The 26,877-nt window shown below is 45.3% G+C and carries 19 protein-coding genes and 1 pseudogene; 8 read left to right on the top strand and 12 right to left on the bottom strand.

The features are described 5' to 3' along the window. Positions 1 to 21 precede the first annotated feature (21 nt). From GK108_RS13265 to GK108_RS13240, 6 genes are all read right to left on the bottom strand, one after another. Positions 22 to 1,068 (bottom strand): T9SS type A sorting domain-containing protein, encoded by a 1,047-nt coding sequence (locus GK108_RS13265; protein ID WP_163948759.1) that lies wholly within the window; start codon positions 1,066 to 1,068, stop codon positions 22 to 24. A gap of 82 nt (positions 1,069 to 1,150) precedes the next feature. Then, the gene (locus tag GK108_RS13260; RefSeq protein WP_163948756.1) at positions 1,151 to 6,097 is read right to left on the bottom strand and encodes a beta strand repeat-containing protein; all 4,947 of its coding nucleotides are present in this window, start codon (positions 6,095 to 6,097) and stop codon (positions 1,151 to 1,153) included. A 778-nt stretch (positions 6,098 to 6,875) separates the two neighbouring features. Then, a complete protein-coding gene (locus tag GK108_RS13255; RefSeq protein WP_163948753.1) occupies positions 6,876 to 9,008 on the bottom strand; it encodes a M3 family metallopeptidase in 2,133 nt (710 codons plus the stop codon). Between the two features lie 174 nt (positions 9,009 to 9,182). Next, complete coding sequence (locus GK108_RS13250) at positions 9,183 to 9,641, bottom strand: hypothetical protein (protein WP_163948751.1); 459 nt, start codon at positions 9,639 to 9,641, stop codon at positions 9,183 to 9,185. A 118-nt stretch (positions 9,642 to 9,759) separates the two neighbouring features. Beyond that, a complete protein-coding gene (locus GK108_RS13245) occupies positions 9,760 to 11,031 on the bottom strand; it encodes a dicarboxylate/amino acid:cation symporter (RefSeq protein WP_163948747.1) in 1,272 nt (423 codons plus the stop codon). Positions 11,032 to 11,124: 93 nt separating this feature from the next. Continuing rightward, positions 11,125 to 11,652, bottom strand: a complete 528-nt coding sequence (locus tag GK108_RS13240; protein ID WP_163948745.1) for an acyl-CoA thioesterase — start codon at positions 11,650 to 11,652, stop codon at positions 11,125 to 11,127. A 189-nt stretch (positions 11,653 to 11,841) separates the two neighbouring features. Here GK108_RS13240 and GK108_RS13235 point away from each other — a divergent pair, with 189 nt between their 5' ends. The 3 genes from GK108_RS13235 to GK108_RS13225 all read left to right on the top strand — a co-directional run bounded on the left by GK108_RS13235 (position 11,842) and on the right by GK108_RS13225 (position 13,768). Then, positions 11,842 to 12,291: a DUF2147 domain-containing protein gene (locus GK108_RS13235; RefSeq protein ID WP_163948740.1), complete on the top strand. Its 450-nt coding sequence runs from the start codon at positions 11,842 to 11,844 to the stop codon at positions 12,289 to 12,291. Positions 12,292 to 12,391: 100 nt separating this feature from the next. Continuing rightward, complete coding sequence (locus tag GK108_RS13230; RefSeq protein ID WP_163948736.1) at positions 12,392 to 13,525, top strand: flavin-containing monooxygenase; 1,134 nt, start codon at positions 12,392 to 12,394, stop codon at positions 13,523 to 13,525. A gap of 57 nt (positions 13,526 to 13,582) precedes the next feature. Next, the gene (locus GK108_RS13225; RefSeq protein WP_163948733.1) at positions 13,583 to 13,768 is read left to right on the top strand and encodes a CsbD family protein; all 186 of its coding nucleotides are present in this window, start codon (positions 13,583 to 13,585) and stop codon (positions 13,766 to 13,768) included. A 61-nt stretch (positions 13,769 to 13,829) separates the two neighbouring features. Here the strand turns inward: GK108_RS13225 and GK108_RS13220 are convergent, their stop codons facing one another. Together GK108_RS13220 and GK108_RS13215 are read right to left on the bottom strand one after the other, a co-directional pair. Then, the gene (locus tag GK108_RS13220; protein ID WP_163948730.1) at positions 13,830 to 16,292 is read right to left on the bottom strand and encodes an ABC transporter permease; all 2,463 of its coding nucleotides are present in this window, start codon (positions 16,290 to 16,292) and stop codon (positions 13,830 to 13,832) included. 27 nt (positions 16,293 to 16,319) lie between these two features. Then, entirely contained in the window at positions 16,320 to 17,498 is a 1,179-nt protein-coding gene (locus tag GK108_RS13215; protein ID WP_163948726.1) for a hypothetical protein, read from the bottom strand. Positions 17,499 to 17,699: 201 nt separating this feature from the next. Here GK108_RS13215 and GK108_RS13210 point away from each other — a divergent pair, with 201 nt between their 5' ends. From GK108_RS13210 to GK108_RS13200, 3 genes are read left to right on the top strand one after another with little or no spacing between them, the layout of a single operon-like run. Continuing rightward, complete coding sequence (locus GK108_RS13210; RefSeq protein WP_163948723.1) at positions 17,700 to 18,968, top strand: hypothetical protein; 1,269 nt, start codon at positions 17,700 to 17,702, stop codon at positions 18,966 to 18,968. Positions 18,969 to 19,017: 49 nt separating this feature from the next. Beyond that, entirely contained in the window at positions 19,018 to 20,163 is a 1,146-nt protein-coding gene (locus GK108_RS13205) for a helix-turn-helix domain-containing protein (protein WP_163948720.1), read from the top strand. A 60-nt stretch (positions 20,164 to 20,223) separates the two neighbouring features. Further along, entirely contained in the window at positions 20,224 to 21,888 is a 1,665-nt protein-coding gene (locus GK108_RS13200) for a serine hydrolase domain-containing protein (protein WP_163948717.1), read from the top strand. Positions 21,889 to 21,943: 55 nt separating this feature from the next. On the opposite strand, the gene GK108_RS13195 is transcribed toward GK108_RS13200, so the two are convergent. From GK108_RS13195 to GK108_RS31265, 4 genes and pseudogenes are all read right to left on the bottom strand, one after another. After that, positions 21,944 to 22,498 (bottom strand): DNA-3-methyladenine glycosylase I, encoded by a 555-nt coding sequence (locus GK108_RS13195; RefSeq protein WP_163948714.1) that lies wholly within the window; start codon positions 22,496 to 22,498, stop codon positions 21,944 to 21,946. 29 nt (positions 22,499 to 22,527) lie between these two features. Continuing rightward, on the bottom strand, positions 22,528 to 23,127 hold the full coding sequence (locus tag GK108_RS31275) for an IS630 family transposase (protein ID WP_246224887.1): 600 nt from the start codon (positions 23,125 to 23,127) through the stop codon (positions 22,528 to 22,530). Then, on the bottom strand, positions 23,063 to 23,374 hold the full coding sequence (locus GK108_RS31270; RefSeq protein ID WP_246224885.1) for a winged helix-turn-helix domain-containing protein: 312 nt from the start codon (positions 23,372 to 23,374) through the stop codon (positions 23,063 to 23,065). The genes GK108_RS31275 and GK108_RS31270 overlap by 65 nt, the downstream gene beginning before the upstream one ends. Positions 23,375 to 23,383: 9 nt before the next feature. Continuing rightward, positions 23,384 to 23,452: pseudogene (locus GK108_RS31265) on the bottom strand (hypothetical protein); the annotation flags it as partial. Positions 23,453 to 23,944: 492 nt separating this feature from the next. On the opposite strand from GK108_RS31265, the gene GK108_RS13185 reads away from it, so the two are divergent. Together GK108_RS13185 and GK108_RS13180 are read left to right on the top strand one after the other, a co-directional pair. After that, entirely contained in the window at positions 23,945 to 24,604 is a 660-nt protein-coding gene (locus tag GK108_RS13185; RefSeq protein ID WP_163948711.1) for an acetyltransferase, read from the top strand. 5 nt (positions 24,605 to 24,609) lie between these two features. Then, entirely contained in the window at positions 24,610 to 26,877 is a 2,268-nt protein-coding gene (locus tag GK108_RS13180) for a glycosyltransferase (RefSeq protein ID WP_163948707.1), read from the top strand.

Genomic DNA, 26,877 nt, shown 5'->3' with positions numbered 1-26,877 from the left:
TTCTGATTAGGCTAACGAACACTATTCAACCACAATCCGATGCTGTCTGCTCTGTCCACGCTCTTCAACCGTTACGATGTACATACCTGTCGATAGAGTGCCTGTAGTACGTAGCAGGACGGCTCCCGATTGAACTCCGGCTTTCTGTAAAGGCAAGGCGCGGCCATCGGCACCAAACATATTAACAACGGCTGTTTCAGGTTCATCTAAATTCAACAGGAACTGTTGACCCTTTACTACTGGATTAGGATATACGCCATAAGCCCCTTCCCGTAATACTACCGATACAGCTGGATAGGTGGTTGTTTTCCCACTTAGATCAATCTGTGTCAACCGATAATAGCTGGTTCCGGCAAAAGGTGTTCTGTCGAGCAGACTATAGTACTTCTTAGCGCTACTATTTGGAGCTATTTCACCCACTTCTCCTACTTTCTCAAAGCTCTTCAGGTCTTTACTACGTTCTACCACAAACCCTTTGTTATCGGTTTCCAGAGACGTCACCCAATCCAGTTGCACCGTACGATCTTCCAGTGCTTTGGCTGTGAATGAGATTAACGCAACTGGTTGAGCAGAAGTTACCGTAATACTTCCGCTAGCCGATTGGTTGTTTCCATCTCGGTCGCTAACAGTAGCAGTAGGCGATAGAGTGGACGCCAAGTTCAAATTTCCAGCTCCCTGAGCATTACCCCGCACTCCGAAGCGAAGTGAATAGCCGCCAGCTGGATTACTAGGAAGAGGCCCCCCAGTATTAGACAGTATTAATGTATTAGTATTGGAAGAAGTCACAGTCCACAAGCCAGAAGCATCCGTAAAATTTAAAGGCGTATCGAAACGGAGTTGTGGAGTAGAGATAGTTACAGTAGCTACCGCTTCGCCTGTTGGTATTGCTCCAGGGCCATTATTTTTCAAGACTACCTCTACAGTCTGAGGCTGATTAATACCAATCGGATCACTTGTCAATGGAGCAATAGAGACGCCCTGCAGATCAACTTGCGTCTGCGCAGAGGCCCATTGGGTAGCCAGCCCAAAAAAGGACAAAAATAGAGATACGTAGAGAGGCTTTTTCATAAATTTTTATTTTTGGTTACCGTTTAAGATTTATGAATGATATTAAATATTTAATATCATTCATAAATCACATTAGAGTTAATTATTGTTTAAAAAATCTATTCGATATTGTATTATTGTTTACGGGGGTTTCTCCTCCGCCCGTTCCATCTTCAATTGTAACCGTGTTTGTCACATCACCCTTGGTCGAACCAGTAGCACGAGTTATTTTGAAAGCGATGAATTTTCTGCCATTAGCTGATATAACCCCGGATGGCCCAGCCACCGATTCGAGAGTAAAGGCGAAATTGTTGGACGAAATAGCGAAGTCACTGGTGTTAAGCTGATAACTTGTTCCACCAATTGTAACGCTTGGGTCTGTGTTTACAACCATCGTCAATCCCGTAGAAGGTACATAGTTGGTGACGTAGAATCTAACAGTGCCATTGGTTGATGTTCCAGATACGTTCCGAATCGATACCAATACATCAACGGTTTGTCCTTCTGCTATCTGAGCGCTTGACAAGAATTGTGAAGGCGTCAAATCCGGGAAGCCCTGGTTTACTAATACATGGATTGTTGCACTGCCACAGGTTCCAGCGGCATCACAAGCGGTATAAGTAAATTCAGTTGGCCCTGTTACGCCTGGTGCTGGCGTGAAGGTAAAGCTACCTGTATTGGTGATTACAAGTGTACCCGACGACGTAGTGGTGGTGCCCGTATTTGATACGTTCAGGTTGTTTCCTAAATCGTTGTTCAGCACATTACCCGTTGCTTGCGTACCGCCCGATGTTGATACGTAGTCATCATTGATCGATACTACAGTTGGGCCGCCCGGCGCCTGTACCGTAATAGTGACTGTTGCGGTTGCGCAGTTAGTACTGCTGCCTGGTTCACACACCTGATACGTTAAAACATCGACTCCGTAGAAACCAGCATTCGGTGTGTACTGTACGTTTCCACCAACAATGCTGGCCGTGCCATTTGACGGGCCTTGCGCAATAGTTGGATCACCTAACGTACCACCCGTGTTACCAGGTCCGTCATTGGCCTTCACGTTAATATTGACCGGCGGTGGCGCGGTTGGACTACCAATGATCAGCGCAAAATCAGGATTAACAACGGGTCGATTGGTTGTTACGTTAGGATCAAGAACCGTAATGGTTAATGACTGAGACACGCAATAAGTTGCCGTTGCACATACTGGTACGCTATAGACATACACACCAGGCGTAGTACTTGTAAACGTATAACTACCGGTCGATGTCAACGTCAGTGTTGGCGAGGAGCCCGACGGTTGGCTAACCAGGGTAGCAGTTGGTCCATACGTAGTACCAACCGGCACAATATCGTTTGTTCTTACGCTTCCGGCAGTAGGTACGCCCACATTGCTAACCGAGAAATCCGGGTTTGGATTAAACGGATTTACCAGAATATGCAGTGTTCCCGAAGCACTTACGGATGGCAAACCGTTATCACTAACCGTATAGGTAAAGTCAACAGGGCCGGTCGACCCAGCGGTTGGCGTGAAGGTAAAGCTGCCCGTTGATGTCAGAACAAACGTGCCCTTTCCAGGAATAGTTGTATTCTGCGTTGCTACGGTTTGGGTGTTGCCTTCCGGATCGCTGTCGTTCGTGCTAACATTACCCGACACAGGCAAGCCCTGGAACGTACTGACGTAATCATCGGCAACCAATGTCGTGTTGGCACTGTTTGGTGCTTTTACCGTTATAGTAACCGTAGCCGTAGAGCAAAGCGGAGACCCCTGGTTGGGTGTTTCGCACACCTGATATGTAAACACATCTGTTCCGTAGAAGCCATTAGCCGGTTTATATTGTACGTTACCGCCAACGATCGTAGCTGTACCATTTGTAGGTCCACTGACAACCGATGGGTCACCTAACGTACCACCGGGATTTCCTGGACCGTCGTTCACTCTGACATTGATCGTAACAGCCGTAGTGGCGGTTGGCGCGCCAGTCATGGATACGATGTCGGGATTGGCAACCGGGTTGTTCGTATTTACGGTCGGATCGAGTACTGTAATCGTTAGTTTCTCCGATACGCAATTGTTAGCTGTAGTACATACCGGTACACTATATACGTAAACACCTGGCGTAGCACTAGTGAACGTAAAGCTACCTGACGACGTAAGCGTCCACGTTGGTGTTGCTCCCGACGGCCCACTGATTAGCGTGGGCGTTGGCCCATACGTAGTGCCTGTTGGAACGATATCGTTTGTGCGGACATTGCCCGCTACCGGTACGTTCTTATTCGTTACGGCAAAATCAGGGTTGGTAGTAATCGCACAAGCCAATCCATCGCCCGACGATGTACGCGTATCGATAAAGGCCCCAAACACATCAATCGATCCAGACAGAGCAGCTACACTGGCGAGCGAACCTACTGTTAGTTTGATTTCATCGAAAGGTTTGGTTGTCACGAAGCCTACATTCACGAAATCGCTGGCCGTAGTTCCGAAAATTTGCAGAATCAAGGTCAAATCAAGCAAATTACCCCCTGTTTTAGATTCCTGCTGCTGCCCATCCAGATAGGTGGTAACCGTCAACGCATTCAACAGATCGAGGGTAACCAGGTTGGTAACTCGTCTTAAAGTGAAGCCGGCAAATGTACCCGTTGGGAACGTATTGACAGGATCGACAACCGCTAATGATACAGAAGCGACACCCGATACGTTATTTTTTATGCTGGCGAAATCGCTGGTACTAGCCGACACTACGTTCCACGGTTCGTTGACTATGGCATTGCCTAATCCAACTGATGCAATCCCTGAAGCTCCAGTCTTGGCTGCGTCTATGACAACTGGGAACGTTGGTCGATTCAGGAAATACGTATTATTACAGGCAATCGTGTTGGAACAGCTTTTCTGAACAATGGCATTGTAAATCCGAACGGTTCCAAGATTAACGGTTGCCACCTGATTGAATGTAATTTTAACCTCGTCGAAGGGTACCGTAGCAACAATACCTACTGTCTGGCTATTCGGACCAGAGGTCAGCAAGTTAGCCGTTACCCCGGCCAGCAAAACACTAGGCGACGCGGCCTGAACTAACGTACCATTATTATAAAGACTAATGGTTGCCGAACCGATAACATCAGCCGATACCAACGTCGGCGTTTCGATATGGAAACCGGCAAAGCTGCCCGCCTGATACGTATCAATAGCGTTAGCGACGGCAAATGAAGCTGTTCCCAGGGCATTGGCTGTAAGAACAATCGATGCGTAATTGGACGGATCACTATCTACCGCCCGTTCAGAGTTGTTGATGGTACAACCAGCACACAGCGCCGAAGTGAAACCAGTATTACGTCCGCTGACATAGACCGGATGAGTTGGATTGGCTACCGGTGTCAGTGTGTTGCAGGCCAGGTCAGGAACCGGGCAATCAGCCGAAAACTTCGTAAGTACGGCTCCGTATACTCGGATGGTGCCTAAATCGACCCCCGTTTGCTGAACCGTTAGTTTTACCTCGTCAAATGGTACACTGGCCACAAAACCAATCGTTTGGCGACCGGTTCCGCTCAAGATCGACGACGTAACGCTGGCCAGGCTGCCACTCGCAACCGACTCGCTGGTTGGGACACCATTGTTGTAGGTTTCTATCTTTATGCCGCTAAGTGCGTCAACACCAATCAAAGCAGTGTTTTCAATATCAAAACCAGCGAATGTTCCGGCCGGATATTCGGTAATCTGATCTTTAACCGAAAGATTAGCATTAACGGCAACCCCAACAGGTAATACAATGGAAGCATAATTCGTAGCATCAGCGTCGACCAGATTGGCAGTATTCTGAACACCACTGTTAGCGCTTATCGCTCCAGTATAACCGGTATTAGCGGCATTGACAAAAACCGGGTAGGTAGGGCTCGTAACCAGGGTAGGCGTATTACAAACCAGACCTGGCGTAGCCGCACAAAATCGCTTAAAAACAGCGCTATACACCCGAGTAGCGCCTAGTAAGTTCACATCAAGCAGCCCCGATTTAATCGAGATTTTAATACCGTTAATTGGTGCGGTTGTTACAAATCCAATCGTCTGGCGACCGCTCGAACTGGCAACTCCTGCCGACAGTAGAAGATTACTACCTGTTGCCACCTGCCCAGCAACCGCCGAGCCATTCAGTAACCCTGTGACTTCAATAGAACCTAATAAGCCAATACTTAGTAGGCCGGTATTCTGAATATCAAACCCAACAAATGTACCCGAAGGATACGTAGTCACCAGATCTTTAACCGCCAGGTTAACCGAACCTCCCGCCACACTAGCCAACATAGTCAGCGTGGCATAATCAGCTGGATCTGTACTAATTGCGTTACCAGGATCACTAATGGACCCCAAACTTAAAGCTCCTCCCGCAATACCCGTGTTATCGTCATCAATGATAACCGGATACGCCGGAAAATTTAACGCAATAGGTGTATTACAAGTAGCACTGGCTACAGGCGTACCGGCACAAAAACGACGAATTAATGGGTAATAAACCCGGAAAGCCCCTAATCCCGAAGCGCTGACCTCTATAGCATCAAATGACAACCGTGTCGTAAAACCGATATCGTTACTAGAGGTAATAGCCCCTGTATAGGGGGTTGTATACACATCTCGCTGATTGCCATTGAGATAGGTTTTTATAGTAAGATTTCCTACGAATGCCGTTACACCCGAACCAACACGAAACCCTACATAATACGTTTCTGTACCACTCGCATTGTAATCATTGGTAGGGTCTCCCACCCGAATGAAACGATCACTAAACGTTCCTGATGTTAACGCAAAATTGCTGGTGCCGTTATCGATAACATCGCCCGGATCATTCCATCCATTGATCGGTAGAGTTGTGGTTCCACTATTTGTTTGTGTCAGTGAAAAAGGTGTATTAACCCAATTTGTGCTTGCTGCGGCATTACATGTTAAGTTACTTTCCTGTGCTAGAACTGTTGGAGCATACAGTACCCAACATACCGTAGCTGTTACCCATGTGAGGCAACTGGAACATAACAGCCTACACCATTGCGTAGATAGTTTTTTCATAAAACAGTTGATTAGTAGAGAAAATTGAACGTAAAGGATAAGAAGGAGGAGCACCGTGTCGATACAGGTGCTCATAAGCTATTGCCAGACATGCAATGCGATAGAGAGCAATTCATTCATGTTCCAAGAAAAGTTTTAGAAGCTGTTTACGCTAATCACTTTGTCTGGATAAGTTGTCCTTAGAACGTAATTCGTATTCCTTTCCTGACAACGGTCGACCTATAGCACCTGGCTGACGATCAACGTCTATCCATCAAACTGCTTAACGCAGACACCTTTTGAGGTTGAGTTTCAATGAACACTTAGGCTACTTATTTCAGATTATAGACCATCATTGTATAGACTAAAAAACTTCTATAATCAATTTGTAACCCTGACGACTTTCATGAGTCACAAATGTATACGCATGAACATACAAGAAAATAAAAATATACTATTTGGTTAATTTATATGATCATATATACTATACGTAAAACTTTATATATTCAGTTGTGTAAAACTACATATGATAAAATACACTTATCATCACAGTATAGTCCATAAATATTATAGAATAGTACCAAAACTAACATAATAACCAGGAACAATACTTACTTTTTAGTGACTAATTCATTCATATTCATCCGTTTTGAGTAATTAAGTGTATTTACTTACTAGGCTCGCTGTCGAACAGATTAGGATGAATCCTCCGTCTTGCAATCAATTACCTGCAAAAAAAAAACGGGTCAGTACACATGGTGTGCTGACCCGTTACGTTACGTTCACTTGATCGTTACTACTACAAAATCAAGCCGCTTCTACGTAGCATCGCTTTAGGTGATGGCTCACGGCCACGGAATTTTTTATACAGTTCCATTGGTTTCTCACTGCCACCCTTCTCCAGTACGTTCTTACGGAAGCTCTCAGCGGCAGCCTTATTATCCAGACCGCCTTTTTCTTTGAAGAACTCAAAGGCGTCGGCATCCAGCACTTCACTCCATTTATAGCTATAATACCCCGCCGAATAACCACCCGCAAAGATGTGTGAAAAGGCCGGGCTGAATGCTGTACCCTCAACCCGAGGAAACAGGTTGGCAACCGAATCGACTTTACCTTCAACCTGCGAAATGGTTTCTCCCGTTGGCTTCTGACCGTGGTAATACATATCGACCAGACCAAAACGCAGCTGACGCAGGTTAGCCAGACCAGCCAGGAAGTTCTGACTCGCCCGAATTTTCTCAATCAGTTCATTCGGAATGACTTCACCAGTCTGGTAATGTTTCGCGAACAATTTCAGCGCTTCCGGATCGTAGCACCAGTTTTCCATCACCTGCGATGGCAACTCAACGAAATCGCGCGGAACGCTGGTACCACTTAAACTTTCGTATTTACCGTTCGCCAGCATACCATGAAGTGCATGACCAAATTCGTGAAACAACGTAGTGACTTCGTAGAAGGTCAACAACGATGGTTTGGTTTCGGTTGGACGGGTAAAGTTGCAGACATTGATAATGTGCGGACGAACATTCTCGCCATTTTCAATCTTCTGCCCCTGAATGTCGTTCATCCAGGCACCGCTCCGTTTGCCCGGACGAGGGAAGTAATCGCCATAGAACACGGCAACAAACTTTCCATCTTTGTCGAACACGTCAAACGTTTTTACTTCTGAATTATACACCGGAATATCCTTACGCTCTTTGAACGTAATACCATACAGCTTATTAGCAACCGTAAATACGCCATTCAATACGTTCTCCAGCTTGAAATAGGGTTTCAACGTTTCATCGTCGAGATCATATTTTTCTTTCTTGAGTTTCTCGGCGTAATAGCTGTTATCCCAGCTCTGCAATTTGTCTTCGTTGAAACCATTCGCCTTCGCGTAGGTAGTCAACTCAGTCAATTGCCGTTCTGCAGCCGGGCGCGCATACGTAACAAGCTCATCCAGGAAGCTTTGTACTTTATCTTTCGAACCGGCCATACTTTCTTCCAGAACAAAGTCAGCGTGAGTTTTATAGCCTAATAAATTGGCCCGTTCGTAACGTAGGTCAACAACCTTTTTAATAATGGCCGAATTATCGTTCTTATCCCCGTGGAATCCTCGTCCGTTATAGGCCAGGAATAATTTCCTACGTAATTCGCGGTTGTCGGCGTATTGCATGAATGGGCCATAACTTGGCGCCTGCAAAGTGAAAGCCCAGCCCTCTTTGCCTTTTTGTTTAGCCGTTGCTTTGGCTGCCTCGCGGGCAAATTCGGGTAAACCGGCCAGATCTTTTTCGTCGGTTACGTACATAACGTACTCATTGGTTTCGTTCAGTACGTTCTCGCCAAACTGGAGAGACAGTTGTGAAAGTTCTTTGTCGATAGCCCGGAGCCGTTCTTTCCCTTTTTCATCCAGATTAGCGCCATTACGGGCAAACCGCTTATAGGCTTTTTCGAGCAACATTGCGCTTTCCGGATCAAGTTTCAGACTAGCCCGCTGGTCATAGACCGATTTTACACGCGCAAATAACTTCTCATTCAGCGTAATATCGTTACCGTACTCAGTCAATAAAGGCGAGGCTTCTTTGACGATTTTTTGAAGTTCGGGCGATGTTTCAGCACTGTTTAGATTAAATAGGACGGCTGCTACTTTTCCCAGTAACTCACCCGACCGCTCCAGTGCAACAATGGTATTCTCAAACGTAGGTTTAGCCGAATTCGTAATAATCTTGTCAACATCGTTACGTCCCTGCGCCAGGCCGTCTTTCAATGCAGGCAGATAATCTTCATTTTTAATTTTGTCAAAAGGAGCCGTCTGATGGGGTGTCGCATACGGCAAAAGGAATGGATTCTGAGTCATAGTAACCTTGGGGGGCGCTGGCTGAGCAAAAACCGACGTAGCGGCTACAGCCAACAGAACGCCCGTTTTTTTGATCTGTTGATGTCTTAACATACAGTTCTATAGTATGAGTTTCCTGGAAAAATACGAATAAAGACGGACACACTCATCAAGCGTTGCATGTACGGTCGTAGGTAAGGCTGAATGGCAGTACTACTAGGGCTGGAGGCTCAACAAAAAACCAGCCGATCCAAACGACCGGCTGGTTGTAACCTCACTCCTCTACAATTAATAACTTCTTGGGTAATAGCCCCGATCATTGCCATAACCGCGCCCCCGACTGGCCGAACGTTCATAAGGACGCATCCGCTGAATAACCCGGTCGCGCTGATCAGGATTGAGAACCGCCATCATATCGAAGAACTCGCGCTGACGAGTCTGACGGAAGAAATCCCGTTGGCGCGGATCACGCGCATCAATACCACGGGTTTGTTGTTCAAAACGATTACGAATCCGGCGAATTTCCCGCTCCTGCCTCCGCGACAGATTCAACTCACGATCCCACCATTCCAGATGCCGGTCAAACTGATAATCATCGTAATCGTAGTTGTAATTGGGCTGATTGTAACCTGGTTGATTATACCCAGGCCGGGCAGGCGGATAAGAAGGATAGCCATAGCGTTGCGCTACTACGTTCGTCGATAATAACACAACCAGAGTAGCGGCAGTCATCAATGCTTTTTTCATTTGTAGTTGTTGTTTAAGGTGGTATTTGCCCCTTTGAACAACAACCCACGAAATGGTTTAATTTTTTCGTCGAATAAGCCTAAAAATTTTAAATAGTATACGCTAATCTACTAATTATCTAGTACTTATAATCGCCCGATTCGCTTTCGGTAACTCCGCTGGCAACTTGATTATATTTAACCCGGTCAAATTCGCGTTCGTTGTTGGCAATAAAAATCGTTGCGACCGTATTACCAATGATGTTTGTGATTGAACGCGCTTCCGACATAAAGCGATCGACACCCAGCAAGAGCGCCAAGCCTTCCACCGGAATCACTTTAATAGCGGTCAGCGTACTGGCCAACACAATGAAGCCACTACCCGTAACCCCGGCCGCCCCTTTCGACGTAACCATCAGAATGCCAATAATAGTAAGTTCCTGCCCTAGCGTAAGATCTACCCCAAAAACCTGAGCCAGAAAAACTGTAGCCATAACCAGATAAATGGTTGTGCCGTCCAGATTGAACGAATACCCTGCCGGTACTACCAACCCGACAACCGAACGAGAACATCCCAACGCTTCGAGCTTATCCATGATCTGGGGCAAAGCCGACTCCGACGACGATGTACCCAACACAATCAGGAGTTCTTCTTTGATAAATTTGAGCACTGTCCAGAGGCTGATTTTATAATAACGTAGTATCAGATTCAGAACCACAAACACGAACAAGAACATGGTTGCATAAACCGTTCCCATCAGCTTGGCCAATGGGACTAACGTACTGAGGCCATATTTACCGATGGTGAAAGCCATTCCGCCGAATGCTCCCAGCGGTGCCAGTATCATCACTACGTTCAGAATATTGAAAAACACTTTCGATAAGCGTTCAAAGGTCAGAATGAGCGGTTTGCCAAAGTCGCCCATACGGGTCAGACCAACACCGAATAGAATCGAAAAAACCAGAACCTGCAAAATATCACCTTCGGCAAACGCCTTAATAGCATTGCTGGGAACGATGTGCAGAAAAAACTCCGTCCAGTCCATTCCAGCGCCCTGCTCGGTATATTTGCTAACATCGCCCCCTTTTACGGCACTGGTCTGAACGCCATCGCCCGGCCGAATCAGATTCGCTAACACCAGTCCAATGGCCAGTGCGCCCGTCGTAACGATCTCAAAATAAAGCAGCGCCTTACCTCCTACCCGTCCTACTTTTTTCAGGTTGCCCATATTGCTGATTCCCAATACAATCGTCAGGAAGATAATGGGCGCAATCACCATCTTAATCAGATTGATAAACAGATCGCCAAGGGGCTTCAGTTTTGCTGCTGTTTCGGGGAAAAAATAGCCTGTTAAAATACCAAGTGTGATGGCAATCAGGACACGAACGGTTAAGTTATTGAGGAGACGCACAGGGGAGAGTTTTTTTCAACTTGCAGTTTACGGTTTTCGACTCAATTTTGGTAGCAATCCAGGCAAAATCACCCCAAAACCATTGTTGTATCGCTAAATTGCTTTAGTGGGGAACAACTGGTTCTTGATTTCTTTGATTCGATCGTTAAAGCTAATAGCCGGATAGTCGACATCAGGCAGTTTTGTTGCTTTCAAATAATCCATCACTTCCGGATCGTGGGGGGTCCGTTTTCCGGTTACAACACTGATGTATTTTGATGTCATCCATAACACATTTTTCAGGTGCGTTTTGGCATCGTCGGTCATAAAAAACTCCTCCACGAGCGTATCATCATTGTAATAGATCAGCCGGGACGTAATACGTACCCACTCACTGACCAATGCAGGCCGGATGTAGGCAATCTGATGCTGATAAACGACCCAGCTCGTTTTCAGCTCCCGGAACATTTGTCCGTAATTAAAATCATAGAGCTTTGCTACCTGATCCTCACGGGCATTGAAGTAATAGTCAAAATACTTGGAATTATTCAGGTGCTGCAACGGGTCGCAGTCCTGAAATCGAATAATCATTCTCGACTCTGTTTCAGTTGGATAAGAACGGTTGGGGTCGCGATGGAACATAGCTTAATTAGACCAGCAAAGCGGTTAGAGTTAGACCTGATTAATAACGGAACAGTACGTTCGATACCTCTATAGATACGTAACAATACGTTGTAAATCTAAGAATCTCGCCCATCTATCGGTAGACTTTTTGCCCCATATTTACGTTAGTACAACAAAATCGCATTTTATTCTAATTACTAAATCCACATGAGAAGCATTCGTAACCTCTCAATCGTTCTTATTCTCTTCATCACACAAACCGCCTTTGCCCCTAAAGAGAACCCGGATGCCGTTATTGGCACCTGGCTTAATGGCACCAAAAAGGGACACGTGCAAATTTATAAGCAGGGTGGTACGTACTTTGGCAAACTCATCTGGCTTAGCGAACCCAACGATCCGGCAACGGGCAAACCCAAAACAGACGCTAGAAACGGCGATGCTTCCAAACGGAACAGGCCGCTTATGAATTTGCCAATTATGTATAATTTTAAATTCGATGGTGGAAATGTCTGGAGCGATGGGAAAATCTATAATCCCGAAGACGGAAAAGAGTACAATTGCAAAATGACCCTGAAAGACCCTAATACGCTGGACGTTCGTGGTTATTTAGGCATTTCGCTAATTGGAAAAACCCAGACGTGGGTACGGGTTAAATAAAACCAATGGACTATGGTTTTCAGATTGCATAACTGTTGGTTAATTCGATGGTACGTCGTTTCCCATACCTACCTACGCTGAAAACCACATTCCAGAAGTTATGTCAACAATTATTATTGGAGCAGGGCCAGCGGGATTGGCTATAGCCGGTCAACTGGCCTTTCATAACATCGCGTTTACCGTTCTGGAGGCCAGTGATTATATTGGCTTTTCATGGCGCAATCACTACGACCGGCTTCACTTACATACGGTCAAAGAGTACTCGGCCCTGCCTCATTTCCCCTACCCGGCTAATTTCCCTACCTATATTTCCAGACTACAGTTTGTCGATTATCTGGAACGATATGCCGAACAGTTCAGCATCAAACCGCTTTTCAATCAGTCGGTTACAAAAATCCATAAAGCATCTGATGGTACGTGGACGGTGAACACCCAAACCGATACGTTCTCGGCGGATCGGGTTATTATCGCCACGGGCTACAACCGGGTTCCCTTTCGACCCGAACTCCCCGGCCAGCGGAATTTTCGGGGTATTATCTGGCACAGCCATGAGTATAGAAATGGAGCGCCTTTTCGGGATGAAAACGTGCTTGTCGTAGGCATGGGGAATACCGGAGCCGAGCTTGCGTTGGATCTGCTCGATTATGGCGCAAAATCATTTATTTCTATTCGAAGACCAATCAACATTATCAGACGCGATACGTTCGGACGGCCTGCCCAGCGAACAGCTATTTTGCTGAGTAAATTTCCAGCCTGGTTTTGCGATCTGGTTTCTGGCCTCACGCAAAAAATTACCGTAGGCGACGTATCACCATATGGTCTGGGAAAACCGGAACATCCGCCTACGTATGACTCCCGGCGAGGTAAAATACCCGTCATTGATGTGGGTACGCTGGATCAAATCAAAGCAGGCAACATCACGGCACTGCCAGCGATTACTCAGGTAAACGCGAAAACAGTAAATTTTTCTGATGGTCGTGAACTCCCATTCGATGCCATCCTGCTGGCTACTGGTTATCGCCCAGAAATCGCTTCATTTATCGGTGACGAGTTGGCTGATAACGTACTGAATGAACGAGGGTTTCCCAAAAAACTCTGGTTCGACACACCGTCCCTGAAAGGACTCTATTTTCTGGGTTTTTCGGTTCCGGCAAAAGGCGTTCTTTATCACCTTGCTATCGACTCTGAGAAGATTGTCGAACACATCGCAGAAAACAATTCTGTCTCCACATAGTTCTATTGATGTAACTACGAAAGTTACATTTTTTCTCAACGCATAAACACTACTGTCATGAACGAGACAACGATTAAAGGAGGCTGGAACGAACTGAAAGGTAAAATCAAACAAGCCTATGGCGACCTTACTGACGACGATCTAACCTACGCAGAAGGTAAGGAAGACGAAATGTGGGGTAAAATCCAGCAGAAAACCGGAAAAACGAAAGACGAAATCAATAAAGCAGTCGCCGATCTGTAAGTGATCAGGTAATCATATTAAGAAAGCCGGGGCAATATTGCTCCGGCTTTCTTATTGTATTTCATTCGCTTCGCAAGCTCTTGATAGGATTCACGAATGCCGCTCGTATTGTTTCGTAGCTGACAACCACCATTGTCAGAAACATGACCAGGAAAATGCTGAGCAGGAAAATGAAAACATCCAGACTGACGCGGTATGTGAAATCCTGAAGCCAGCGGTGCATCATATACCAGCCCAGCGGAATCGCCAGCAGGCAGGCTACGGCCAGCAACGTAAGGAAAGGCGTGAACAGAAGGCCAAGAATCTGAGTCAGCGATGCGCCCATCACTTTGCGAATGCCAATTTCCTTCTTGCGTCGTTCGGCCAGATAAGACGATAGGCCAAACAAGCCCATGCAGGCAATCAGAATCGACAACAGCGAAAACGCTTTGAACAAACCGGCCATCCGATTTTCACCTTCGTACATCCGCCCGAATTCCTCACTCATGAACCAGTGCCCAAAGCCAACTCCCGGTAGCACCTGTTTCCATTTTGCTTCGACTTCGGCAATCTTTTCCTGAAACTTTCCGGCGGGTAATTTGATGTACACAATCCGATCTTCCGGATCAGGGCGAGCGCTGATGGCTAAGGGGGAAATGGTGTGATGAATGGATCGAAACGGAAAATCACGAACAATGCCAATGACGGTTCCTTCCTTTTTCTGATTCGCTTGTTCGTAGGGGCGTTTTATGGTTAGTCGCATTCCCAGTACTTTATCCAGCGGCAAACCCAGTGCTTTTAGGGCACTTTCGTTGAGCAGATAGGCACTTGAGTCGGCTGGGGTATCGTTGCGGAAACGTCGCCCGGCGAGTAGTTCCAGCGAAAAAGCCTGCGGTAAATCGAAGTCGCCGTTCATACCCGCCCACCGATACGATTGATTGCCCAACTGAGGGAACGTAACATCGTGGTCGAGCGAACCAAAATAATCCTGATTCGGCAAGTGATTGGCCATCGTTACCACCTCGATTTCGGAATCTTCCAGAATACGTTGTTTTAAGGAACGATATTTATCCATCGACGCCATGCCCGACCAGCGAATAGACAGCAATTGATCGCCACTTTTGCTCAGCGTCGACTGGTGGATATAATTCATCTGTTTCATCATCACCCAGGTCGAGATAATCAGCAGCATGGTAATGGTGTATTGCAGCACAACCAGCCCTTTCCGAAGCCAGTCGGAGCTGGGACTGGTAAACCGGGCATTCTTCAGGATACTCACCGGCAGCAAACCCGACAGATACAGAGCCGGATAGCTCCCGGCCAGCAACCCAACCAGCAACGTAGTGCCGAGCGTCATGCCAATCAATCGGCCTTGCACCAGATGGGCCAGTGTGAACTGCTTTCCCGAAATCAGATTAAACACGGGCAGCAGGAAAAGAGTCAGCATAAACGCAATCAGCAGAGCGATGAACGTAGTAAATAACGATTCGCCCAGGAATTGCCAGATCAGTTGTAATCGATTGCTGCCCAGTACTTTTCGTAAGCCAATCTCCTTGGCTCGCCTGACTGCCCGGGCTGTGGCCAGATTCATGTAGTTGATACTGGCGATGATAATGACCAGCAATGCCGTACAGGCGAAAATATAGAGGTATTTGACGTCGCCAATCCGGCTGTTGTTATAACTCGATCGCAGAGCCTCGTTGAAATGGACATCCTTCAACGGCATAATAACCGGCTCAATCGTTTGCATAGGGTCTTTCTTCAAATTCGCCTGAACGACCTGATTCAGCGATTTGGTAAGCTTGCCGACATCGGCAGTGGGTTTAAGGTGCAGATACGTCAGGAAGTAGCCCGCTCCATTGCCCCAGTTTTCCAGCCAGTTCTGGTTATTAGCCGTCATCATGGGCCGAAGCATACCAGTACTAATCAGATAGTCGGGCTGGATGTGCGAATTGGCGGGGTAGTCTTCCAGCACACCCGTTACCGTAAGTGGTACGTATCTGTTCTCCGTGGCATAAATGTGGCTTATCTCCAGCGTTTTACCGACGGGATTCTGATCGCCGAAAAATTGCCGGGCAATGGTTCGGCTAAGAACAATGCCGTTGGGTTTTTCAAACGCCGTTTCGGGGTTGCCGTGCAGCAGCGGAAACAGAAAGACCTCTTTAAAATCGGAATTTACCCAGAACGCATTTTCCGACAGGAGGATCTTATCGGATTTTTTGTCCCAGAACGAAGCCGGATACCCCAGCGAAACCACCTGAGTACCACCTGTAACATCCGGGAAACGACTTTTGAGCGCGTTTAGCCAGGCTCCGGCCGCATAAGCCGTTGTATATTCCTGGCCATTACTTTTCTGGTGGCTACCCAGAATATACAGATTGTCGGAGTCGGGATGAAATCGGTCGAAACCTTCTTCGTCAATGATAAACAGATAAATCAACGTAACGCTGGCCAGCCCAATAGCCAACCCGAATACATTAAGAAGCGTAAACCCTTTCTGACGTTTGAACGTACGTAGCGCAATAAGCAGATAATTACGTAGCATGGTAAGAGGAATTTGATTGGTGAACGCTTAGTTCATGAGCTGAATACCAACTGTGTCATCCAGACGGGCCACAATGCCCCATCCGTAGAAATAGTTAGCCAAACCGATCAGGATTTCATTGTTACCTTCTTTCAGTGGCAATCGGATGGTTGTATTCTCAATGGTGCAGCGGCCACTCGGAAATTTCTGCTGGGGAGTGCCGAAGTAATTTTTGTCGGCGTACAGAAATTGGCCGTTGATAAAGACCCAGACTTCGTCGCTGAAACCCAGATGCAGGACACGTTCCTGCGCCTTACTGGATTGAATACTGGTTTTAAGCCAGGCCAGCGTCCGCGCTTCATCCTTCGTCCGCGCTACGTGCCGGCTCAGATTGACAATGCCCCGGTGTTCGGCTTTGATTGGCATCCATTTAGTAGTGCTGTCGGGTAGTTGGGCCGGACCCGCTTTTGCATAGGTGCTCTGTAGGCCGATAACGGGCTCGTTGCCAAATGGGAAAGGCTTTGCTTCGCTGACGAGCCAGTTACGGAGGTAACGGGTATCATGGTCAATTAGATTATAACCAGCCTCCGGATTAATGCCCTCCGTTACGTCGGGTCTGATCACCAGATTGGCATAATTGACGGCACCACTCAGCGAGATACCACCCGATAAGGCCGGACTTTCCAGTTCAGGAACGATCAGGGCAGGCTTACTCATGTCGTTGACATAGGCTTTCATCTGCCGTCCCGAAATGACTAGCTTGACGTGGTTCCAGCCAGCCTCAAACATGGTTGCACCCGCCTGATATTCATCTGCCAGATCCCACATACTCATACCATTGACGATGGACGCATATTGCAGCGTAGTTCGTATGTCGGGCGTTACTTTCCCGAACGAACGCAGGTAGAAATTTTCGCCGTTCAGTTGGTCGGCATCCATTCTGAAATTAATGCCGGGGAAACCGGGACCCGTGAGTTCTACGTCGTACTCAATGGTGCCATTAGTAAACGTAACGTCGTTCAGAACGATGCTTTTCGGACCTTTTATTATTTTCATGGCGGTCGTTCCTTTCTCTTTACTGGGTATAAATTCGACCTGTCCGGGGGCATAAGTCCACTGCTGAGCGGTCATGGGAATACGTAGTTCGGCTGGTTTACGATTAGGCACTTTCTGAGCGTTTGCCAGACGTATCAGCAGAAAAAAGAGAAGAAAAGCGAGACGGTACATAAGGGTATAAGTAAGCGTTTGGGATTGACGAAAAAGCGACAACAGATCGTTTTAAGGCGGACAGGTGGTGTTGAGTTGATCGTAAAAAAATGTATACTCGTACCCCGATTAACGATGTGTCGGCAAACATACCGAGAAAGCCCATCTGCATAAAATCATTCAGCAATCAAGTTTTTTCAACTTATATCACACTGATTTTCAATGGTTACCGAGTCAGCAGATTTACTGCGATGTAAACAAGTGATTGAGCAAAAGCTCGATTGGGGCGCGGGTGAAACCTGGAATAGTGCCGACTTTGAGAATCTTCAACAACGTATTCTGGACGAAACGGGCGTTTCGCTCAGTGCCAGTACGCTACGTCGAATCTGGGGGCGGGTCGATTATCAGCATATGCCGAGCGGCACTACGTTGAATACGCTGGCTCAATTTGCCGGTTTCGCCGACTGGCGGCAGTTTGTTAAGTTGCAGGAGAGCAAAAATGAGGTACCAGTCTCTGTTGATACGTTATCTGAGAAGTCTACCAAACCAGCCATCAACTGGCGTAAGCTGGGCTGGATTTCGGGGGTTACTATCGTGATAGTCTTGCTCGGGATGGCAGCATTTGAACAGAAAAACCCCCAGATCAATGCCGCCCGCTATACGTTCAGCAGTAAACCACTTACTCGCACTATTCCGAACTCGGTCATTTTTACTTACGATGCCTCAGCATCGCCAACCGATTCGGTTTATATCCAGCAATCCTGGGATCAGACCCGGCGGGAAGTCGTTGCTAAAGACGGCCAAACGCATACGTCAATTTATTACGAACCGGGTTTTTACCGAGCCAAACTGGTGGTGGGGCATGAGGTTGTGAAAGAACATTCGCTGTTGATTCCGACAAACGGCTGGCTGGGCACGATTGCGACCAAGTCGGTTCCGATCTACCTAAAGTCGACCGATTTTATTACGCCGGATATGATGCGCTTGCCCCTGGCGACAATCAACGAGAAGAACGTACCGCTACAACCAGAAGCTCCCCTGGTAAAGTACTTCAACGTTGGCAATTTTTCTCCCGTGCCCGTAACCGAATTTACGTTCGACTGTGACGTAAAAAATGAATATAGCGAAGGTTCCGCTACGTGTCAGCTATCCTGGATTGTGCTGATGACCAACGATATGCCCATTTCGATTCCGCTCTCTACGAAAGGATGCGTGTCTGAGCTGGCGCTGATGGACGGAACACGTAACGTTTCTGGGAAGAACACGGATTTGTCCGGGCTGGGCGTCGATTTCACCAACTGGGTTCACGTAGGCTGTCACAGCGACGGGAAGAAACTGTATTATACTGTCAATAATAAGGTCGTCTATTCGTCAACACTGCCCACCAAAAAAGTAGATATTATAGGCATCCTGTATGGTTTTCGCGGAACAGGAGCCGTAAAAAACGTTACGTTGCGGACAACGAATAAACCAATGTTCCAGTCGTTCTGAGCAACGTATTGTTGAATTCGTTGTCTCTTTGGTTGATCCACAACGTAGTATGAAACCTCAATTCGGTATAAACGGGTATGATCTCTTATTTCTGGCAGCCATTTTCATTGGTGCTACGTTCAGCCTGTTGTTAGTACTGACAAAACGAATCAATCAGGCTGCCAACCGTTTTTTGGGGCTGGTTTTACTCACTATTGTTTTATGGATGGTTTGGGTGGTGGCTATTGACGTACAGCTGGACCGATACTATCCCCGTTGGAGCTGGATTCCTCTCCAGTTTTCATTAACCATTGGCCCACTGCTTTATTTTTATGTAAGCAAGCTGACTCGGCCCGAATTACCGATTAAGCCTAACGATTTCCTGCACTTTAGTCCATTACTGCTTGAGCAGGCTGTGCAGATTTTACAAATACGGGAGAGCAGTCACCAACAGATTCCTACCTATACTACCCAGATTTTTCAGCTCATCAACCCCGTTCTACAACTGCTGGCCATTATTTCCGTGTTAGTCTATTCTGGATTAGCGCTGAAACGGTTGCGGGCGTTTGACCAGGAGCTATCGGATCAATTAAGTGATGCGCAGCGCTATCAGTCGAAGTGGTTACAGCGTCTGTTGGTTCTGTTCGGGCTACTTTGGATTGCCTGGATTCCGTATACGCTGGTCGATTATTTCGTCTATCATTACCAGTTAAGCATTGCCAGTTACTATCCGCTCTACCTCCTGCTCGCGTTCATGACCATCTGGATTGGTGCCGAATCGTTCTTACGGCCAGAGCTATTGATTGTCGAGAGAGAGAAAGAAAAGCTTGTTCAGCCTCAGACGGAAAAGACCTCAGATGAGCTGCTGGAAACTGCCCAATGGCTACGAACGCAATTGGAAACGAACCTATTCTACTTAGATCCGGGGCTCACGCTACGTTCGCTGGCCGAAGCGCTGAATCTGCACCCGAACGAATTATCCAGAATCATCAATCTGGGAACCGGCAAGAACTTCAATGATCTGATCAATGAGTATCGGGTCAACGAAGTCATGCGCAAAATGCAGGACCCGACCTACGATCGCATTACGTTATTGGGTATCGCCTACGATTCTGGCTTCAACTCCAAAACCACATTTAACCGCACGTTTAAAGAAATTGTCGGACAAAATCCCGCCAGCTATAAAAACAGCCTGAAAAAAGCGCCCAGTTTATAATCTGGTTCGTTCCACCGGGTTGTTTTTCGTCTCTTCGCGCAGGATTTTATTTTTCATTCTATGCAAGTTCGCGTACTTCTTCTCTATCTGGCCCTACTGTCGGCTTGTCAAGTTTATAGCCAATCGGTTGATTGGATCAAGACGCAGGGAATCACCTCTGAGTTACACCGGGCCAACATTGGCAAAATTTGTTTTACGAACCAATCGATCACCCCCGCCGACCTGAAGCAAGCCGACTTTCTGAGTAGTTACGAGCTAACCAATAAAAGCAATCTATTCATGACGGTTTTTATGGGCACCTCGCTAACGAATTATTTGCACCAGCTGGCTCCTAACCTACCCGCCGATTCGCTCACGAAAAACGGGGGGTACCAGTTTAACTTTTACGTTGATGATCGGCTGATTTATCAAAGCAATCTGCATCCGGGAGCGCCCTATGCACAGATTAAAAATACCGAAACGACGATTCGAAAGCCGTTGATCGATAACCAGCACGAAGGAGCCTGGTGGAGTCAGTCGGCCTGGTCGCGGTTTATGAACAACGGCGGAGATAAGGCATTAAGCGATGGCTCACATGTATTCAGGCTCGACATCAAACCCTGTTTCAATTATGCGAATCCCATTGTTGGTGACTTAATGGCAACCGGCCAGCTCAACCTGAACGTAAAGCGCAAACCAACGATCAACGTAGCAACCATCCAATTGACCAAACCAACTCCTTACGCTGATATCAGCGTTTCGGCGGAGTCGTTCGATACAGATAAAATCAAAGTATTGAAAGGTAATCTCGATGCTGGCGTTTTCAGGAATATCACCAGTATAGTCGTCCTGAAAAATGGGAAGCTGCTCATCGAGGAGTATTTCAATGGAGCCACCCGCGATTCGCTCCACGATGTGCGCTCGGTAGGTAAATCATTTGCATCTACGTTAACCGGCCTTGCGAAACAGGAAGGCTATCTAAAAAGCGAAGATCAGACGCTGGCTAACTTTTACGACCTAACGAATTTCGCCAATTATTCATCGGCCAAAGCCAGTACGTCGCTAAAGGATCTATTAACGATGAGTTCAGCATTTGACGGCAACGACGACGACAACGACTCGCCTGGTAACGAAGAAAATATGTATCCAACCGCCAACTGGATCAAATTCGTGTTAGATCTGCCCGTTGAACCTGACAAGTTCAAAGGCGAATGGCATTACTTTACGGCCGGGGTTGTGCTCCTGGGCGATGTATTAAATAAAGTAGTGCCCAACAAGCTGGAGCAGTATGCCAGTCAGAAACTCTTTAAGCCGTTGGGGATTACGAAGTATGAATGGCAATATACACCTCAGAAAGCCATCAGCCTGGCCGGTGGCATTCGGATGAACGCACTCGATTTTGCGAAATACGGCCAGTTATATAAGAATAACGGCCGATGGAATGATAAGCAACTGCTTCCGGCAGCCTGGGTTAGCCAATCGTTTTCTCACCAGAAAGTTATCCCCGGCCGAATCAATGAGTATTACGGCTATCTGTTCTGGAACAAGACGTACCGGGTTGGTGACCAGTCGCACGAAACGTATTACTGCTCAGGAAACGGCGGTAATAAGATTTTTGTCTTTAAAGACCAGCCGCTGGTTATTGTTGTTACGGCGAAAGCCTATAACACAGGATACGCTCATTCGCAGGTTGATAAGATGATGGAAGAGTATATTTTACCAGCCGTAATCCGCAACAACAACTAATTTCCGGCTACTAACGTATCGTTGCCCACCGATTGGGCAACGATACCAATCATGCTTACTGAGCCCGCTTATACCAGAGCGGTTCGGCACGTAACACCGATGAATAAACCGGGCAGTGGTCAGCGTGGGCACCCGGCAGATAGCCAATGCTCATTAGAAACTCACCAACGATTTCACCGCCCGTAAACCGAAAGGTCTTTTTGAAAAGCTTCACCCATTCTGCTTTGGATTTTGGATGGTGGCTTTCGAGCCACTTCTCAAAGGAACCATGCGCCTGCTGAAGTTCCATAATGGTTTTGGCGTTCTCGATAGCGGCATTGATTTTCAACCGATTGCGAATAATACCCGCATCGCCCATAAGACGATCACGATCTTCATCCGTATAAGCGGCTACTTTCTCAATGATGAAATTATCGTAGGCTTTACGAAAACCGGCTTCTTTTTTCAGAATTGTCTCCCAGCTCAAACCTGCCTGGTTAATCTCTAAAACCAACCGGCAAAATAGCTCATTGTCGTCGTGAATTGGAAAACCGTAATAGTGATCATGATACGTTTTATGAAGCGCCTTTCTATCGGCGGGCATTGAGTCAATGGCACTACAATAGGACATAAGCTGCGTGATTATTATTGATCCGTGAATTAGTCTGTAATGAAAGCTACTTCTTTTTTATTGAAGAATGCTTTCACTAATTCAGGCTCGTTTTCTAAACGTTTTGTTTGCTCAAGAACTGCTATTACTAGTTCGTCTAGGCTAGTAAACACTCGGTTTTTTAGGTTGCCCTTTAACTGACTCCAAACCAGTTCAACCGGATTCAATTCCGGACTGTAAGCGGGCAAGCGTTCCAAGTGGATCCGACCAGGGCGCTCTCGAAGGAACTGCTTAACAGCCTCGCTACGATGAATGGCCGCCCCATCCCAGATAAGTAGCAAATCCCGCTTTCGGTAACGCCCGCAGAGTTGGCTTAAAAACCACACAATGTCTTCTCCAGTGAAGGCCTGGTCCTGACCAGCCACATAGACCCCACCGTTAGGAGCAATAGCAGCAAGGAGGCTTAAGTGGGCGCGTCCCGCTTGCTCAACCAGTACTGGTGTCTCTCCGCGAGGTGCCCAAGTGTGAGCTACTAAGGGCAGGAGATAACAGGCTGACTCATCCACATATAATATAACTCGCCCTTCATCCTTCGCTTTTTTTGAGTTCGGGTAAGCGTTGCTCTCGCCATAGAGCAACTGCCTGCGCATCTTGCTGACGGGCTTTGCGTTGCGGCAACTGCCTGCTCCAACCGACTTTCTTCAGAATACGACCCACTTGAGAGGGGTCATAACTGACGCCAAAGAACCTCCTGATCACTTCATTGATTCGAGGACGGGTCCAAACTGTACCGCTAAAGCCGTGATGTTCTGCTCCTTTATTAAGCTCAATGACTAGTTGCCCCAGTTGCTCAGCCGATAGTCGGGCAGGTGCGCCAGTTCGCTTCCCTTCTTGCAAGGCGGTTAGTCCTTGCTGATTGTATTTCTTAAGAGTTCGAGAGACCCAAGGTTGAGTTAGTCCGAATGCTTGAGCAATAGCTGCCTGTTGCCAACCGGCCTGACTGAGTTCAACACAACGTCGTCGGAGCGCTTCTTAATCTGCTTGTTTGTAGTTGGCCATAGAAAGCAAAAGACACTCACATTACAAACTTACTCACGGATCAATAATGTCACAAATATCTAGCACGAGAGCCATAGAATCATAATAGTATGTACTATTGATTTAGCTAAGTATACAGGCAGAAAATAATCAATGCACTGTAAAATTAATATATTATGCTTTCAAAATAGGATATTCAACCCAAAACCATAATGAAAGAAAATTTAAAAATGAATGCAAGTGACAAGTACTTAATCCAATTCTATTCAGCATTGTATATCAGTAGACTAAAAGCAAACCATAAAAATCTTTTGAGCTATTATAGAACGCACTTAGGATGAACCTTAATTTTCAATAAATTAGCATATAAAATATTGATCACAGAATTATGTCTAACATTTTCCAAAAATAGTTTATTTGTGATATAACATGAAAAAACTTATTATTTATGGAACAGGCTCTCATGCGGAGTTAGTTTACGCCTATTTTGTAAAAGACTCCAACTATAAAGTAGTAGCATTTACAGTTGAACAAGCATATTACCAGCAAAAAGAGCATTTTGGTTTACCCGTATTCTGCTTCGAAGAAATTGAAAATCATTTCTCACATCAAGAAGCAGAAATGTTCATTGGTGTAGGCCCTTACTATTTAAATGCCGTATTAGAAAAGCTGTGCATACAATCAAAAGCTAAGGGTTATCAACTTGCTAATTATCGCCCCTCAAACAACAATACCTTATTTTTACCTACTTTTGGAGAGAATACTTTCATAGATGATGCCAGTAGGTTCCACCCTTACGTTCAATTTGGAAATGGAGTAACTTCTATTGACTCTCAGTTTGGGCATCATTCAAAAATTGGAGATTATTCGTTTATATCTGCAGCACTGATTGGGGGTAATGTTACAATAGAAGACCATGTATTTATAGGCATGGGTAGTATTGTGAAATCAGGAGTTCATATTGGAAAAGGGAGCTTCATTGGAATGGGTTGTATAATAAACAAAGATGTAGAGCCTCATTCAGTATATAGCGTACAAGGCACAAAAAAAAGAGAAGGATTAGATGCCAGAAAGCTTAGATCATTTTAATATATATGTTAACTAATACTAAGTCAAATATATTATTCATTACTTTAGGAGATCAGACTGGCGCAAATACTGCACTTATTAAAGTAGCAGAATCTTTACATCAAAAAGGACACAGAGTAGAGGTATTAGTTCGTGACAAAGTAGACTACAACGTCCTAATAACGAAATTACCACCACGAAAAAACTATTCTTCTCTACTTGGACACCTAGTAGAGAAGAATGGCGTTCTCAAAGCTGTAGATAGAGACCCTAAGTATATTTTTAATACAATAAACGAAGAGAACTCCTATCAGGATACATCAGTAATTTTACAGCATCTTAAATTTACCCCTCAAATCATTTTTGTCGGAATCACATTTGACTTTCTTACTTCTACTGATATTCTAAACCTTTCAGAAGCCACTAAGGCAATTGTGTATAATGTTGCAGTAGACATGAATCATTTCACAGGAGGCTGCCATTTTGCCTGGAACTGTGAAGGTTTCATACACGGTTGCGATACGTTACGTTGCCCCGCTATTCTAGATAATAAGTTTAGAGAGATAGCAGGACGAAACTTCCGTATAAAAAACAATAATGTAAAATCGGGCAATTTTAAATTATTAGCAGGAACTAAATGGACCCAAAAACAAGCCTTAAAATCGTTAATATACAAAACTCAGGAACCTATTTTTAACATTTCCGGTGTTGTAGACACGACTATATATAATCCATATAAAAGACATATCGCTAAAGATTTTTTCGGATTAGATAGTAACATATTTTATATTCTCGCAGGCGCTGAGAATACGCAAGACGAACGCAAAGGTTACGATTATTTCGTAAAAACTATAATTTTTTTTTGGAACAAATTACAGCCAGTAGAGCGCGCACAAATAGAAATTTTATCTGTTACTAAAATTTTAGACGAGCCTATTCACAAAGACATTAAGTTCAAGAAGAAACAAATTCCATATATCAAAGACGAACGTTTATTGTCGTCATTATATCAAGCGGCAGACGTCTATGTAAATTGCTCTGTGGAAGACTCTGGACCTTCAATGCTAGCAGAAGCAATGGCATGTGGAACTCCCGTTGTATCCTTTGACATGGGATCTGCCCAAGAATTTGTCATTGACAAGGAGACCGGTTACATCGTACAAAACAAAGACTCAGAAGCTCTTTCCGAAGCTCTTTTAAGAATTTTCAATACTCCGTTTCAAAACCGTCTTGAAATAGGAATTAATGGATACAAATTAGTTTCACAAAAAGGCTCACTAAGCCAGGCGGTAAATACAATAGATACAATTTTAGAATACCACCAGAGTGATTTTAATAAATATAGCCAATCTATTTCTGTAGCTCTTTGCACCTATAATGGCCAAAAATATATTGCGGAACAATTAGACAGTATTTTACAGCAGTACTTAATACCAGATGAAATTATTGTATGTGATGATAACTCTTCAGATAATACATTAAATATACTCCAAACTTATCAACTTAAGTTCCCTGATCTTGTAAAGATTTACAAGAATGATGCACGTCTGGGAGTTGTAAAGAATTTTGAAAAGGCAATCAATTTATGCACAAAAGAAATAATATTTTTATCGGATCAAGATGATATATGGCTTCCCAAAAAAATCAGCTCAATCGCTTGTCTATTTAATTACCATCCTGCTGTAGAAGCAATAAGCCATAATTTACAATTATGTTCAGAAGATAAGGCTTTATTTAATTTCACCATGTGGGACACAATGGGCTTTCAAAATTTTTTAGCAAAAAATTATAGCAATAAAGATTATTTATTTCATACACTGTTTTTTGGAAATATGGTAACAGGAGCATCATTGTGTTTTAAAAAACCATCAAATCCAGTCGTATTTCATGACCATATTCCTCACGTGATACACGATTACCAGCTTGCAATAACATACTTATCAAAAAAAAATATTTATTTTCATAATGAATGCTTAGGACTGTATCGACAACATAGCAAGCAGCAAATAGGCGCAGTATTAGATAAAGTTATTCAGCACACGAAAGCTATTAATTTATTTTACGAGTTGAGTAATCCCTTGTGGAACTTACTGTACATAAATAAAAGAATGAAAAATGAACCTATCTTTGAGTACGTAAAGCCTCTTCAAATAAAAGAAGTGAAAGATACAATCGACATGATTATCAAAGATACAATAATAGCTTTCTTCTTACCCAAGAACTGGGAAAAGCAACTAAGGTTTTTATTGGGCAAAATAATTAGTAAAATAATCAAGAAAATCCATGAAGAATAA

It is taken from the genome of Spirosoma terrae (genome assembly GCF_010435915.1).
GTDB classification, from domain to species: Bacteria; Bacteroidota; Bacteroidia; order Cytophagales; family Spirosomataceae; genus Spirosoma; species Spirosoma terrae.
Note: the sequence above shows the minus strand (reverse complement) of the source record. Positions and strands in the feature narration are given on the sequence as shown.